The following is a 14,091-nucleotide window of genomic DNA, read 5'->3' as shown; positions in this document are numbered from 1 at the left end:
CGGCGGGCGTCGCCGAGGGGCCGGCCGGCCCCTCGGCGACGCGGCCGGGTCAGACCGTGAACTTGAAGGTGCGGTCCTTGTCGCCGGTCTTGTCGAACACCGAGGTGACGCCGTCCGCGACGTCCTGCGGGGTGATCGCGGCGAGCTGGCCGTTCTTCTTGACCTTCACCTTGTCGAACGCGTTGCCCAGCTGGGCGGAGAGCGCGTCGAGGTCCCACTTGGGCACGATCTTGCCGGAGGAGTCCGGGACGAGGGTGAGCGCCTTGGCGGCGGTCTTCGGGCCGAAGTCCCAGGTCTTGGTGCCGGCCGTGACGTGCACCTTGCCGGAGGCCACCTGCTTGCCGAGGCCGTCGGCGGCGGCCTGGAGGGCCTGGGCGGAGACCTTCGGCTGGGCGGCCGCGACGGCGAGCGAGATCGGCTGGTCGGGCTTGCCGTCGGCGCGGTCGCGGTAGGCCTGCTCGATCACGTCCAGGGCACTGGCCGAGTCCACCGCCTGGCCGGCCCGGCCGGGGACGACGATCGGCTCGCCGTTGTCGCTGAACTTGACGTAGCCCTCCTGGAGGCCCGGTCCGGAGCCGGCGGCCGTGAGGGTGTCGAGGGCGGCCTTGAGCTTGGCCCGGTCGACCTTGACCTCCGGGGCCACGGCCTTGGTGCCGCCCTGGAGCGACTTGATGACGTCGACCGGGTTGTAGCTGTGCTGGGCCAGGCCGTCCACGGTGGCGGTGGTGTCGAAGCTCAGCCCGGCGACCGTCGGGTCGAGGTCCACGGCCTGGTCGCCGATCTTCAGCTTGAGCGGCTGCTGGCCGGCCTTGCCGATCGACTCGTCCAGCTGGTGGATCGCCTGGTCGCGGCTGCTGCCGCCGATCTCGGCGCCGAGCACCACGGTGCCCTTGGGGACGTCGGACTGGTTGAGCATCAGGCCGGTGCCGTACGCGGCGGCGCCGAGGAACAGCACCGCGACGATGCCGTAGGTGCCCAGCTTGACCAGCTTCTTGCCGGCTCCGCCGCGCTTGGCCTTGGCGGGGGCGGCGGGCTCGGCCTTCTTGGCGGGGGCCGGGGCGGGAACCGGAGCCAGGGTGGGAGGGAGGAACGGCGCCAGGTCCGGCGCGGGGGCGTCGGCCCCCTTGGCTCCCTTGTTGCCCTTGCCCTTGCCCTTGGCGTTGGCATTGGCGTTCTTGGCCGCCTCGGGCCGCGGGCCGGCGGCCGGGGGCGGGGTCGGCAGCGGGGTGAACTCGGTGGCCTCGGGGTCGTGGCCGTTCAGCCGCGGGGCGCCGTTCAGCTGCGGGCCGCCGTGCTGCGGGGCGGCACCGGGCGCGCCCGGGAAGAGGGCGCCGGGACCGGCCGGAACGACCGGGCTCTCCTGGCCGGGGGCGGCCGGGCGCTGGGCGGCGAACGGGTCGGTGCCGGTCGGGGCCGAGGCGAACAGGCCCGGCTGGGCGGGGGCGTCGGCGCCGCGCGGGGCGCCGTCGCGGGGCAGGCCGGGTATCGCGGCGGGCGGCGGGGTGTGGTCGTGGATCGGCGCGAAGCCGTCGACCGAGGTGTCCTCGGTGTTCGCCTCGGCGGCCGCCTGCCCGTTCGGCTGGAAGCCGTTCTGCGGCGCGGTCTGCCGGCGGTCGTGGCGCTGGGCGTTCTGCTGCTGCCCGTCGGCCTGCCGGGTGTCCGGTCGGCGGCCGTTCTGCGACTGCCCGTTCTGCCGGGGCCGGCCGGCCTCCGGGACGGAGGTGCCGAACGGGTCGGTGACCGGGGCGAAGGGCGCGGCGGCCTCGTACACGCCGGGCTCCTCCACCGGGGCCTCGGCACGGAACGGCGCGGCGGGCGCGGCCGGGTGCGGCTGCTTGCCCTGGGCCGACTGCTTGCCCTGGGACGGCACCGGACGGCCGTTCGGGGTGCCGTTGGCACGGGCGGCCGGGCGGGCACCCTGCGGGCGCGGCTCGGCGGCGGCCGGCGCGGCCGGGGCCTCCACCGCGCTCGCGGCGGCGGCCGGCACGCCGGCCGGTACGGCCTCGGCGGTCTGGGTCTTCTTCTGGCGCGGCCGGAACCACGCGCCGGTGGACTCCGACTCGGAGGTCGCCGACGGGATCGGCGGGACCGCCGGCATCTCCCACTCCGGCGGCAGGCTCGGCGGGGCGGCCGAGCGGCCGCCGTCCTCCATCACGCCGAGGACGGGCGAGGCCGGCGCGGAGCGGTGCCGGGGGCTGCCCGGTTCGGACGCGGCGGCCGGGGCGTCATCGCCCGGGCCGTCCTCGTTCTTGACGGCGCTGCGGACGACGACCGGCGGGATCGGACGCGAGCCGGGGATGTTGATCCGGACCCGGGTGGTCAGGGTGGTCTCGGTCCTCGGCCCGTCGTCCTCGCCGCCCGACGCGGCGCCCGGTGCGGCCGCGGCCCGGTCGCCGCCGGGGCCCGGGGTGCCGTAGGGCGGGGTGCCCGACGGGTAGGCGTCCGGACCCGTGCGCCGAGGCGTCGGGTGGGCGTTGTCAGATTCGCGGCTGCTCAATGCTGCTCTGCTCCGGGTTCGCGGGCGGGCCGTGCGGCGCGACCGCGGTTCGTGGTCGCCGGGCCTGGCTGGGGCGGGCGGCGGTCGGGTACGGCGTTCTGCGGGACCACCATACTGGGAAGAACTGAGCGGCGAACGGCTTCGGACAGATCCTGATACGTCCGGTTCCTCCGGTATGAGAGTAAGGCCGCGCGCTCCTGACTGCTCGTCGTACGCGGTACCGTACGCCGTGCCCGACCGGGGTCAGCGCGGGGGGCCGGGCACCCCGGGGAACCAGCTGGTGCGGGTGGGCAGGGTGGCGCAGATCACGCCCAGCATCGAGCCGGCGAACAGCCAGGCCAGCGAGGTGGCGTTGGACCACAGCACGTTGTCGCCCTCGGGCCGGGGCACGATCAGCAGCAGCATCGCCAGGAACCAGCCGGCCGCGGGCGCGCCCGCGCCGAGCCGGGTGCCGGTGACCCGCAGGCCGCCGTAGAAGGTCCCGGCGGTCGCGGCGAGCGCCAACAGGACCCCCACCGGCGGCCACACGGCCTGCACGAACGATCCACAGACCGACACCGCGGCGCCCAGCAGGAAGAGCAGGGCGTAGGCCGCGATCCGGGCGGCGCGCGGAGGCTGCGACTCGGCCAGCCGCTCCTCCCGGGTGCCGAGGACGGCGGCGGACAGCGAGCGGCGCGGCGGCTGCGCGGCGGCCTTGCGCTGCGGGGCGGGCTTGCTCATCGGACGCCCTCCTCGGCGTGCGCGGTGTCGGGGGCGAGGCCCGCGAACAGGTCGTCCTCCGGCTCGTCGCCCGGTCCGGCCTGGCCGCGCACCAACTGGTAGTACTCGGTGGCGAACAGCGGCTGGGCGAGGTCGTTGGAGAGCGCGAAGAAGGCGCCGTCCACGGTGATCTGGGTGACGTGCGCGGCCATCGCGGCGGCCTTGGCGGCGGCGTACCCGGCGCCGTCCAGCACCGTGGTGACCACCTCGTCGTCGACCACCCCGGGGACGTCGGCGGGCTGCGCGACACCCGGGAAGGGCGCCTTGGCGGCGGCCTCGGCGAGACCGGCGTCGAGTGCCGAGCGCGGCATCCGGTTCCAGTACACCTTGGCGATCCGCCAGGCCTCGCCCAGCGCCGGACGGTACGCCGGGTCGGCGGCCAGCTCGTGGGCGCGCATCGCGACCCGGTGCGCCTGGATGTGGTCCGGGTGCCCGTAGCCGCCGTTCTCGTCGTACGTGACCAGCACCTGCGGCCGCAGCTCGCGGATCACCGCGACCAGGTGGCCGGCCGCCTCGTCGACGTCCGCCCGCCAGAAGCAGCCGGGCACGTCGTTCTCGGGCACGCCCATCATCCCGGAGTCCCGGTAGCGCCCCGGGCCGCCGAGGAAGCGGAAGTCGGTGACGCCGAGGGCGCGCATCGCCTCGGTCAGCTCGCCGATCCGGTACGCGCCGAGCCGGTCCTCCCGGTCGGCCGTCAGGTGGGCCAGCTCCGGGGGGATCACCTCGCCGCCCTCGCCGAGGGTGCAGGTCACCAGGGTGACCAGGGCGCCCTCGGCGGCGTACCGGGCCATGGTGGCGCCGTTGCCGATCGACTCGTCATCGGGGTGCGCGTGGACCAGGAGGAGGCGGCGGCCGGTAGTCGCGGTCATGGGAGGAAGCCTAACCACCGGCCCGCGGAGGGTCAGAGTCGCAGGCCGTTGATCATTCCGGCGAGGTTGCTGGTGACCTGGGCGATGGACGGGGCGATCGAGCTGGAGGCCAGGTAGAAGCCGAGCAGCGCGCAGACGATCGCGTGCGCCAGCTTCAGGCCGGACCGGCGGATCAGGATCACCACGATGACCAGCATCAGCACGGCGGCGGAGATGTTCATGGCCATTCGGCTCAACCCCATTCTCGGGCGCGCCGCCTCCGGGGAGGGCGGCGGGGGACGGTGCGGGACTGGAGGCTGCGGGGGACCGGCGGCCCGGGACGGGGGCCGACGATCACGCGCCGGACTAGTCATACCCGATGGGTGAGGGGATCGTCACGCTCAGTGAGTCCGCGCGCGCCGGGGCACGGCGGCATCGGAGGGGCGCATGGGCCGAGTGGAGGCGGTTTGGACCTCTTTGGGGCGTACTTCCGCACGATGCTCCGAACGGGTGATCAATCTGCTTCCGGCAGCGGTGGTTCGACGTCATAAGGTCTGGTGCCATGACCTCCCACACCTCTGAGGACACCTTCCCGCGGCAGTACGCGCGGACCCTGCGCTACACCGTCGGGGCGCCCCGCTCCTTCTCCGTCGCACCGGACGGCTCGCGGGTCGTCTTCCTGCGCTCGCGCTCGGGCAGCGACCGGGCCAACCTGCTCTGGACCCTCGACACCGCCACCGGCGAGGAGCGGATCGCCGCCGACCCGGCCGCGCTGCTCGGTGGCGGCGAGGAGGACCTCTCGCCGGCCGAGAAGGCCCGCCGCGAGCGCAGCCGCGAGGGCTCGGCCGGCATCGTCGGCTACGCCCTGGACGCGGACGGCGCGCTGGCCGCCTTCGCCCTCTCCGGCCGCCTGTTCACCGCCGACCTGGCCGCCGGCACCACCGCCGAACTCCCCGCCGAGGGGCCGCTGTTGGACCCGCGCCCGTCCCCGGACGGCGCCCACGTCGCGTACGCCAACACCGCCGGCGAGCTGCGGCTGACCCGCACCGACGGCAGCGGCGACCGGGTGCTCGCCGAGCCCGACGGCCCGAACGTCACCTGGGGCCAGGCCGAGTTCATCGCCCAGGAGGAGATGGACCGCGACCGCGGCTTCTGGTGGTCCCCGGGGGGTGACCGGCTGCTGGTCGAGCGCGCCGACGACAGCGCGGTGCGCCGCTGGTGGATCGCCGACCCGGCGAACCCGGACCGCGAGCCCGCCGAGGTCCCCTACCCGGCGGCCGGCACCGCCAACGCCGAGGTCGGGCTCTGGCTGCTCGACCTGCACGGCGGGCGCACCGAGGTGGTCTGGGACCGCGCCGCCTTCCCGTACCTGGCCCGGGTGCACTGGTCGAAGGGCGGCGTCCCGCTGCTCCAGGTCCAGTCCCGCGACCAGCGCCACCAGCGGATCCTCGGCCTGGACGTGGCCACCGGCGCCACCGAGCTGCTGCACGAGGAGAAGGACGGCGCCTGGCTGGAGCTGTTCGCGGGCGTCCCGGCCTGGACCCCGGACGGCAAGCTGGTCCGGATCTCGGACGAGGGAGGGGTGCGGGCGCTGGTGATCGGCGACCACGCCGTGACCGGCGCCGACCTGCACGTCCGGTCGGTCGTCGCGGTCACCGAGGGCGAGGTGTTCTTCAGCGCCTCCGGCGGCACCGAGGAGACCGACCCCGAGCCGGGCTGGGTCGGCGTCGGCCGGATCAGCCACGACGGCAAGCGGCTGGGCTGGGAGTCCGCCAACGGGCGGCCGTTCACCTCCGTCACCAGCGCGGTGCACGGCGGCGGGATCACCGTCCGGGCCACCGCCGAGCCCGACCTGCCCGGCACGCTGGTCCAGGTCGCCCGGGACCTGCCCGAGGGCCTGGCGGTCGACGACGTCGCCACCATCGCCTCGCACGCCGAGACCCCGGTCATCACCGCCCGCCCGGTCTTCCGCTTCGCCGGCGAGCGCCGCATCCCGTCCGCCGTCTTCCTGCCCACCGGCTACGACCGCGAGCGGGACGGCCTGCTCCCCGTCCTGATGGACCCGTACGGCGGCCCCGGCGGCCAGCGCGTCTACCAGGCGCACAACCCGCACCTCCAGTCCCAGTGGTTCGCCGACCAGGGCTTCGCGGTGGTCGTCGCCGACGGGCGCGGCACCCCCGGGCGCGGGCCGGCCTGGGAGAAGGCGATCGTCTCCGACTTCGCCGGGGCCACCCTGGACGACCAGGTGGAGGCACTGCACGCGCTCGCCGGGGAGTTCCCGCTGGACCTCGACCGGGTCGCCATCCGCGGCTGGTCGTACGGCGGCTACCTCTCCGCGCTCGCGGTGCTGCGCCGCCCGGACGTCTTCCACGCGGCGGTGGCCGGCGCGCCGGTGACCGACTGGGAGCTGTACGACACCCACTACACCGAGCGCTACCTGGGCCACCCGGCCGAGCAGCCCGAGGTGTACGCCGCCAACTCGCTGGGCGGGTACGCGGCCGGGCTGGAGCGCCCGCTGATGATCATCCACGGGCTGGCGGACGACAACGTGGTGGCCGCGCACACCCTGCGGCTGTCCTCGGCGCTGCTCGCCGCCGGGCGCCCGCACACCGTGCTGCCGCTGTCCGGTGTCACCCACATGACCCCGCAGGAGGAGGTCGCGGAGAACCTGATGCTGCTCCAGGTCGACTTCGTGAAGCGCTCGCTGGGCCTGTAAGCACCTCTGACCAGCCCCTTCGCGGCCGGTGCCCCCTACTGCCTCGTTCGGCGTGATGCGGGTACCGGCCGCACCCATGACATCCGTCATGCCGAAGGCACGACGGCGGACACTGCCGCCCGTACCGGCCCGCGCGGGACTCTGAGGTGGTGCGAACAGCACCGACTGTGACATTCACAGGCGTAACACCGTCAGGGCAGAGGAGCAGGGGCGATGGTGACCGAGGTGGCCGCCTTCCGCGGCGTGGGCAAGAGCTACGGCAGAGTGCGTGCCGTGGACGGGCTGGACCTGGTCCTGCGGCCGGGCGAGACGGTGGCACTGCTCGGGCCGAACGGCGCCGGGAAGTCCACCAGCCTGGACCTGCTGCTCGGCCTGCGGGAGCCCGACCAGGGCAGTGTGACCCTGTTCGGCGGCACCCCGCGGACGGCGATCGCGGCCGGCAAGGTCGGCGCGATGCTCCAGAGCGGCGGGCTGATGTCCGACGTCAAGGTGCGTGAGCTGGTCCGGCTCGCCTGCGACGTGCACCCGCGCGGTAGGTCGGTTACGGGGGTACTGACCGACGCCGGGATCACGGAGCTGGCGGAACGACGGGTCGACAAGCTGTCAGGAGGCCAGGAGCAGCGCGTCCGCTTCGCCCTGGCCATCGCCGGCGACAGCGACCTGATCGTGCTGGACGAGCCCACCACCGGCATGGACGTCAGCGTGCGGCAGTCGTTCTGGGCGAGCATGCGCGCCCAGGCCGACGCCGGGCGCACGGTGCTGTTCGCCACCCACTACCTGGAGGAGGCCGACTCGATCGCCGACCGCGTCCTGGTCCTGCACCGGGGCCGGCTGATCGCGGACGGCAGCTCGGCGGAGATCAAGGAACGGGCCGGGGCCCGCCGGATCGCCTTCGAACTCCACGACGCGGACGGGCAGCCGTACGACGAGGCGGTGCTGCGCGCGCTGCCCGGCGTGCAGTCGCTGGACGCCACCGCGCGCGTCCCCGGGGTGCGCACGGTGCGGATCCGGACCGCGGACGCCGATGCCAGCGTGGCCGGGCTCTACCGGGCCGGGCTGTACCCGCGCGGGCTGGAGGTCACCGGGCTGGGCCTGGAGCAGGCCTTCCTGACCATCACCGGCGAGCAGGACCGGAACGACGCAGCCCTGGAGAGTGTGCGATGACCACCCTGATCCGGCTGGAGATCCTGCGGACCCTGCGCAACCGGCGCTACCTGCTCTTCACCCTCCTCTACCCGGCGCTGATGTACTTCTTCTTCATCAACGCCTACGGCTCCAGCCCGCTGGCCGGCGGGCTGCCGGTGAAGACGTACTTCATGGTCTCGATGGCCACCTTCGGCGCGGTCGGCGCGGTGCTGACCGGCAACGCGCAGCGGATCTCGCTGGAGCGCAAGAGCGGCTGGGTGCGCCAACTGCGGCTGACCGCGCTGCCCGGCCGGGCGTACACCCTCGGCAAGATCGCGGCGAGCGCGGTGACCACGCTGCCGGCGATCCTGGTGGTCTTCGCGGTCGGCGCGAGCCAGGGTGTCTCGCTCCCCGCGGCGCAGTGGGCCGGCCTGGCGCTGGCGCTGTGGCTGGGCAGCTTCGTGTTCGCCGCGCTCGGGGTGGCGCTCGGGTACGCGGCGGCGCCGGACGCGGTGCAGACCATCGTGATGATCACCTACATGGCGATGGCGCTGCTCGGCGGCACCTGGTTCCCGGTGGGTGGCACGCTGGAGAAGTTCGCCCGGTTCAACCCGGTGTACCTGTACAACAAGCTGGCCGCCTTCACCCGGCCCGGACACTCCCTGGACACCGCCGCGGTCGCCGGGCTGGCCGGCTTCCTGGTGGTGTTCGTCGCCGCCGCGGCGGCGCTGTACCGGCGCGACACCCGCCAGGCATGATGATCGACATGAGCAGCGCGCGCCCCACCCACCGTCCCGACGAACCCTCGGAGGGGGTGGGTGTGGCGCGCGCGTCGTTCATGAACGTGCCCGGCTCCCCGGTGGAGACCCGGCGGCAGCTGCTGGTCAAGATCGCCTGGATGGCGCTGTGGATGCTCTACCTGGCGTACCCGGCGGGCGACCTGCTGGGCGGCCACCACGGCACCGCCGGGACGGTGTTCGGCTGGTGCTGCCTGGCCGGGTTCGTGGTCGCCTACGTCCTGCTGGTGATCTTCCGCTCGCAGGCCGGGATGCGGCCGCGGGCCTGTCTGACGATCGTCGTCACGATGGTCGGGCTGGCCATCGCCGCCTCGGCCGTCCTCGGCGGCGCCTTCCTGACGCTGTTCATCTACGCCTCGGTGTGCGTCGCGATCATCACGCCGCTGAAGTACGGGCTGCACGCGCTGGTCGCGATGGCCGCGCTCACCGCCACCGTCGGGTGGGGCATCGGCGCCGGGACCGACAACATCGCCACCATCGCGCTCAGCGCCTTCCTCTCCGGTGTCGCGATGACCGGGCTGCAACGGCTGGTCGCCACCATGAAGGAGCTGCGCGAGGCGCGGGCCGCGGTCGCGCACCTGGCCGCCTCCGAGGAGCGGCTGCGCCTGGCCCGCGACCTGCACGACCTGCTGGGGCACTCGCTGTCGCTGATCACCCTGAAGAGCGAGCTGGCCGGGCGGTTCATGGACGCCGGCAAGGACGAGGCGGCGCGGGCGCAGGTCGCCGACATCGAACAGGTCGCCCGGCAGTCGCTGACCGACGTCCGGGAGGCGGTGACCGGCTTCCGCCGGCCGACCCTGCCGGTCGAACTGGCCGCCGCCCGTACCGCGCTGGGCGCCGCACAGGTCCGGCTGGAGGCCTCGCCGGAGCTCGTGGACCGCTGGCCGTCGCTGGCCGAGGAGGAGTCGGGAGCGCTGGCCTGGGCGCTGCGCGAGGCCGTCACCAACGTGGTCCGGCACGGCGAGGGCGCCACCCTCTGCGCGGTGGCGGGGGACGAGCGCTGGGAGGAGAACGGCGAGCGCTACGCCGTCCTGGAGGTGGCAGACAACGGGCGCGGGCCGGGCAAGTCCCAGCCGGGCAACGGCCTGTCCGGACTGGAGGAGCGGCTGGCGCTGGTCGGCGGGCGGCTGGAGACCGGGCCGGGGGAGCGCGGGAAGGGCTTCCGGCTGCGGGCCCTGGTGCCGCTGCGGACCCCGCTCTAGACGGACCTTCAGGCGGACGGCAGCTCCAGTACGAAGCGGGCGCCGCGCGGTGCGTGGGCGACCCGCAGGGTGCCGCCGTGCCGGGTGGCGATGTCGGCCGCGATGGCCAGGCCCAGACCGCTGCCGCCGGCGTCCCGGCTGCGCGCCTCGTCGAGCCGGGTGAACGGCTCGAAGATCCGCTCGCGGTCCTCCGCAGGCACCCCCGGGCCGTCGTCCCGGACCTCCAGGACGGCGCCGTGCGCGGTCCGCCGGGTGGACAGCACCACCTCGGCGGTCGCGTGCCGCTGGGCGTTGTCCAGCAGGTTGCGTACCAGCCGGTGCAGCCGGATCCGGCTGCCGAGCACCGGCACCGGCTCGGGCGCGTCCACCCGCAGGGCGAGCCGGGCGCCGAGCACCGGGCGGTACTGGTCGGCGAGTTCGCGCAGCACGGCGGACAGGTCGACGGCGGTGAACTGGCCGGCCGTCGCCGGGTGCGCGCCCCGGGCCAGGAACAGCAGGTCCTCGGTGAGCTGCTGGAGGCGCTCCACCGAGGTGAGCGCCTCGTACGTCGCGGCCGGCCAGTCGGTGCGCTCGGGGTGCGCCAGCGAGACCTCAAGGTTGGTGCGCAGCGCGGCGATCGGGCTGCGCAGCTCGTGCGAGGCGTCCGCGACGAAGCGCTGCTGCTGGACGGCCGAGCGCTCCAGCCGGTCCAGGGTGGCGTTGGTGGTCCGGGCCATCCGGGTGATCTCGTCGCCGGAGGACGGCACCGGGACGCGGCGGTCCAGCCGGTGCTCGCCGATCTCGGCCAGCTCGGCGCGGATCGCGTCCACCGGGCGCAGCGCCCGGCTGGTCGCCGCCCAGGCCACCAGCGCGACCAGCAGCGCGGCGGCCGGCACACCCGCCCGCAGCACCGGGTCGATGCTGCGCAGCGAGGCCTCGGCGGCGAACGGGGTGGCCAGCACGTACACCGTGAACGGGCCGACCAGCGGCTTCGTCTGGTCGTCCTCCTTGCGCAGCAGGGGGCTCCAGCTGCCCATGGCGGTGAAGGTGCGCCCCGAGTAGCGGTTGGCCGCGGCCTCGCCCGCGGGGCCGATGCTGATCCGCTGGACCGACTGCCAGTTGTCCGGGGCCAGGCGCGGGACGGCGGTCGGCAGCGGCCCGGTCATGTGCTGGGTGGTCAACGTGCCGCCCATGATCAGCACGTGGCCGTCGCTGCCGAGCACCACGTACGGCAGCTGCCAGGTGTCCACGACCTGCCGGCCGTACTTGTAGCCGTTGCTGATCTCGCGGGACTGCGACTTGGCGTCCTCCTCGGCGGCCGCCAACTGGGCGTCGTACAGGTGGCCGCGCAGCCACCAGGCGCCGGCGCCGAGCAGCACCAGCGCGGCCAGGCCGGCCGCCACCGAGGTGCGCAGCCGGGTGGAGAGGCGGCTCAGCACGAGGCGGCCTCCAGCCGGTAGCCGGCGCCGCGCACGGTGGCGATCGAGCGGACACCGAACGGGGTGTCCACCTTGCGGCGCAGCATGCTGATGTACACCTCGACGATGGACTCCTCGCCGTCGAAGGCGATGTCCCACACCTCGTCGACGATCCGACGCTTGGAGAGCAGCTCGCCGGGGTGCTCGGCCAGGCAGCGCAGCACGGCGAACTCCCGCTCGGTGAGGGTGATCTCGGCGCCGCCCCGGCCACAGCGGCGGCCCGCCGGGTCAAGCCACAGGTCGCCGACCCGCAGCAGCGGCCCCGGGGTCTGGCTGCGGCGGATCAGGGCGCGCAGGCGGGCCAGGAAGACCAGGTAGGAGAACGGCTTGGTGAGGTAGTCGTCGGCGCCGGTGTCCAGGCCCTCGGCCTCGTCGTACTCGCCGTCCTTGGCGGTCAGCATCAGGATCGGGGTGGTGACGCCGTCGGCGCGCAGCGCCTCGCACACCTTGTAGCCGTTCAGGCCGGGCAGCATGATGTCGAGCACGATCGCCCGGTAGGCGTGCCGCCGGGCCAGCCGCAGGCCGGTGAGGCCGTCCGGGGCCAGGTCGACGGTGTAGCCCTCGGCCTCCAGGCCGCGCCGGACGGCCGCCGCGACCTGGGCGTCGTCCTCCACCACCAGAATTTCCATGCGCATCAGGATGCCACCGGCGGGGAATCCGTTCCTTAAGTCCTCTTCAGCTTTCTCAGCCTCGCTTCAGGGCTCTTGGCGCATGCTCTCGCCGGTTCCGCCGTTCCGTCCGGATCGGCGCCTGAGGCGGGAGGGGGGTGGCGGGTGTCCGTCTTCGACGACCTTCCGGCGCCCGCCCAGCTGCCGGTCCGCCACCGCAGGCCGCGCCGGGCCCTGCCGCCGAGCCTGGTGATGGCGGCCGGGACGGTGGTGTCCCGGGCCACCGGATTCGTCCGCTCGGCGGTGCTGGTGGCCGTCCTCGGCTCGGGGGTGCTCGCGGACGGCTACAACGTCGCGAACACGGTGCCCAACATCCTGTTCGTGCTGCTGATCGGCGGCGCGCTGAACACCGCGCTGGTGCCCCATCTGGTGCGCGCGGCCAAGGAGTCGGCGGACGGCGGCGCCGCGCACATCGACCGGCTGGTGACGGTGCTGGTGGTCGCCCTGCTGGCGCTGACGGCCGTGGTGGTGCCGGGCGCGCCGTACGTGGTGCGGGCCTACACCTCGTACACGGGCGGGCAGTTGGACCGTACGGTGCTGCTGGCGTACCTCTGCCTGCCGCAGGTGTTCTTCTACGGGCTGTTCACGGTGCTCGGTCAACTCCTCAACGCCCGGCAGAAGTTCGCGCCGATGGCGTGGGCGCCGGTGCTCAACAACCTGGTGGTGATCGGGGTGTTCGGCTGCTACCTCGGTCAACGCTCCTTCTCCTCCACGGACTTGGCGGTCCTCGGGGCCGGGACGACGGCCGGGGTGGTGGCGCAGAGCCTGGTGCTGCTGCCCTGCCTGCGGGCCGCCGGGGTGCGGCTGCGGCCGCGCTGGGACTGGCGGCAGGCCGGGCTCGGCGAGCCGCTGCGCGCCGCCGGGTGGACGCTGCTGCTGGTGCTCAGCGACCAGGTGGGCTACTGGGTGGTGACCAGGCTGTCGACCGCGGCCGGTGCCCAGGCCGCCGCGGCCGGGCTGCCCGGCGTCGGGTACACCGCGTACAGCAGCGCGTACCTGCTCTGGATCGTGCCGCACGGGGTGGTCACGGTGTCGGTGGTGACGACGGTGGTGCCGGCGCTGAGCGCCGCCGCCGGCTCCCCGCGCGCCGTCCGCGCGCTGCTGGCCCGTGCCCTCCGCACCGTCGCGGTGGTCACCGTCCCCGCGGCGTGCGCGTTCGCCGTGCTCGCGCCGCAGCTGTGCGCCCTCGCCTTCGGGCACGGGCGGACGGGCTCCGCCGACGTCCAGGCCATCGCCGGGATGCTGACCGCGTTCGCGCCCGGGTTGGTGCTGTACTCGGCCTCGTACGCGCTGACCCGCACCTTCTACGCGCTCGGCGACAGCCGTACGCCCTTCCTGCTCAACCTGCTGCCCGTCACCGCGACCGCCCTGGGCGCGGTGCTCTGCCACCTGCTGCTGCCGCTGCGCTGGGCCGTCACCGGGATGGCCGGCTGCTACGGCGGATCGTTCCTGCTCACCTGCCTCGCCGCCGGCCTGCTGCTGCGCCGGCGCCTCGGTCCGCTGCGGGTCCTCGGCGACCACCTGAAGGTGCTGCTCGCCGCCCTCCCGGCCGCTGCCGCCGCCTGGTGGACCGCCCGGTACGGCCTGCTGCCGGCCGCCGCCGTGTTCACCGCCCTGTACCCGCTGCTCGCCCGCCTCCTCCGGATCGACGAACTGTCCGCCCTCACCTCACGATTGAGCAGACGCTGATGACTCTCCTCCCCGCCGATGTCGCCCAGGTCCTCGACGTCCTCCTCCCCGAAGGCCACCCGCTGCGCACCCAGTTCCCGCACCTGCGCGTCGAGTCCCGCTGCCGCTGCGGGTGCAGCACCGCCCTCTTCGCCGGCGTCCAGGACGGCGCCCGCTCCGAGGTGGTGGCCGAGGCGGCGATCGGCTCCGACGGCGAGGTCCTCCTCTTCGCCGAGGACGGCCGGCTCACCTGGCTGGAGGTCTGCTCCTGGACCGACCCCAAGCTCACCCTCGCCGACGCCGCCCGCTTCCTCGCCGGGGAACCCGCGGACCCGAGCTGAACGTTGCGTCGGG

General features: G+C 74.4%; 12 protein-coding genes. 6 read left to right on the top strand and 6 right to left on the bottom strand.

The window, feature by feature from the left end; genetic code table 11:
* Positions 1 to 49 precede the first annotated feature (49 nt).
* From QWJ13_RS21780 to QWJ13_RS21765, 4 genes are all read right to left on the bottom strand, one after another.
* On the bottom strand, positions 50 to 2,497 hold the full coding sequence (locus QWJ13_RS21780) for a peptidoglycan binding domain-containing protein (protein ID WP_316526484.1): 2,448 nt from the start codon (positions 2,495 to 2,497) through the stop codon (positions 50 to 52).
* A 243-nt stretch (positions 2,498 to 2,740) separates the two neighbouring features.
* Positions 2,741 to 3,217, bottom strand: coding sequence for a DUF6113 family protein (locus QWJ13_RS21775; protein ID WP_316526483.1), 477 nt, complete (start codon positions 3,215 to 3,217; stop codon positions 2,741 to 2,743).
* A complete protein-coding gene (mshB, locus tag QWJ13_RS21770) occupies positions 3,214 to 4,125 on the bottom strand; it encodes an N-acetyl-1-D-myo-inositol-2-amino-2-deoxy-alpha-D-glucopyranoside deacetylase (RefSeq protein WP_316526482.1) in 912 nt (303 codons plus the stop codon). The genes QWJ13_RS21775 and mshB overlap by 4 nt, the downstream gene beginning before the upstream one ends.
* Positions 4,126 to 4,157: 32 nt before the next feature.
* The gene (locus QWJ13_RS21765) at positions 4,158 to 4,352 is read right to left on the bottom strand and encodes a DUF2304 domain-containing protein (protein ID WP_316526480.1); all 195 of its coding nucleotides are present in this window, start codon (positions 4,350 to 4,352) and stop codon (positions 4,158 to 4,160) included.
* A gap of 314 nt (positions 4,353 to 4,666) precedes the next feature.
* Here QWJ13_RS21765 and QWJ13_RS21760 point away from each other — a divergent pair, with 314 nt between their 5' ends.
* From QWJ13_RS21760 to QWJ13_RS21745, 4 genes are all read left to right on the top strand, one after another.
* A complete protein-coding gene (locus QWJ13_RS21760) occupies positions 4,667 to 6,820 on the top strand; it encodes a S9 family peptidase (protein ID WP_316526478.1) in 2,154 nt (717 codons plus the stop codon).
* 213 nt (positions 6,821 to 7,033) lie between these two features.
* A complete protein-coding gene (locus QWJ13_RS21755) occupies positions 7,034 to 7,984 on the top strand; it encodes an ABC transporter ATP-binding protein (RefSeq protein ID WP_316526477.1) in 951 nt (316 codons plus the stop codon).
* Positions 7,981 to 8,703 carry an ABC transporter permease gene (locus QWJ13_RS21750; protein ID WP_316526476.1) on the top strand — a complete coding sequence of 241 codons (723 nt, stop codon included), beginning with the start codon at positions 7,981 to 7,983 and terminating at the stop codon, positions 8,701 to 8,703. The genes QWJ13_RS21755 and QWJ13_RS21750 overlap by 4 nt, the downstream gene beginning before the upstream one ends.
* Positions 8,704 to 8,711: 8 nt before the next feature.
* Complete coding sequence (locus QWJ13_RS21745; protein WP_316526475.1) at positions 8,712 to 9,944, top strand: sensor histidine kinase; 1,233 nt, start codon at positions 8,712 to 8,714, stop codon at positions 9,942 to 9,944.
* Positions 9,945 to 9,952: 8 nt separating this feature from the next.
* Here the strand turns inward: QWJ13_RS21745 and QWJ13_RS21740 are convergent, their stop codons facing one another.
* Positions 9,953 to 11,362: a sensor histidine kinase gene (locus QWJ13_RS21740; protein ID WP_316526474.1), complete on the bottom strand. Its 1,410-nt coding sequence runs from the start codon at positions 11,360 to 11,362 to the stop codon at positions 9,953 to 9,955.
* Positions 11,356 to 12,030 (bottom strand): response regulator transcription factor, encoded by a 675-nt coding sequence (locus QWJ13_RS21735; RefSeq protein ID WP_316526473.1) that lies wholly within the window; start codon positions 12,028 to 12,030, stop codon positions 11,356 to 11,358. Before QWJ13_RS21735 ends, QWJ13_RS21740 begins: the two co-directional genes overlap by 7 nt.
* A gap of 144 nt (positions 12,031 to 12,174) precedes the next feature.
* Between QWJ13_RS21735 and murJ the strand changes: the two genes are divergently transcribed.
* Positions 12,175 to 13,758, top strand: a complete 1,584-nt coding sequence (gene murJ / locus QWJ13_RS21730) for a murein biosynthesis integral membrane protein MurJ (protein WP_316526472.1) — start codon at positions 12,175 to 12,177, stop codon at positions 13,756 to 13,758.
* Positions 13,758 to 14,078 (top strand): hypothetical protein, encoded by a 321-nt coding sequence (locus tag QWJ13_RS21725; RefSeq protein WP_316526471.1) that lies wholly within the window; start codon positions 13,758 to 13,760, stop codon positions 14,076 to 14,078. Before murJ ends, QWJ13_RS21725 begins: the two co-directional genes overlap by 1 nt.
* Positions 14,079 to 14,091: the final 13 nt, after the last annotated feature.

Source organism: Kitasatospora brasiliensis (assembly GCF_032654805.1).
Lineage (GTDB): Bacteria > Actinomycetota > Actinomycetes > Streptomycetales > Streptomycetaceae > Kitasatospora > Kitasatospora brasiliensis.
This window is presented reverse-complemented; position numbering and strand designations above follow the sequence as displayed.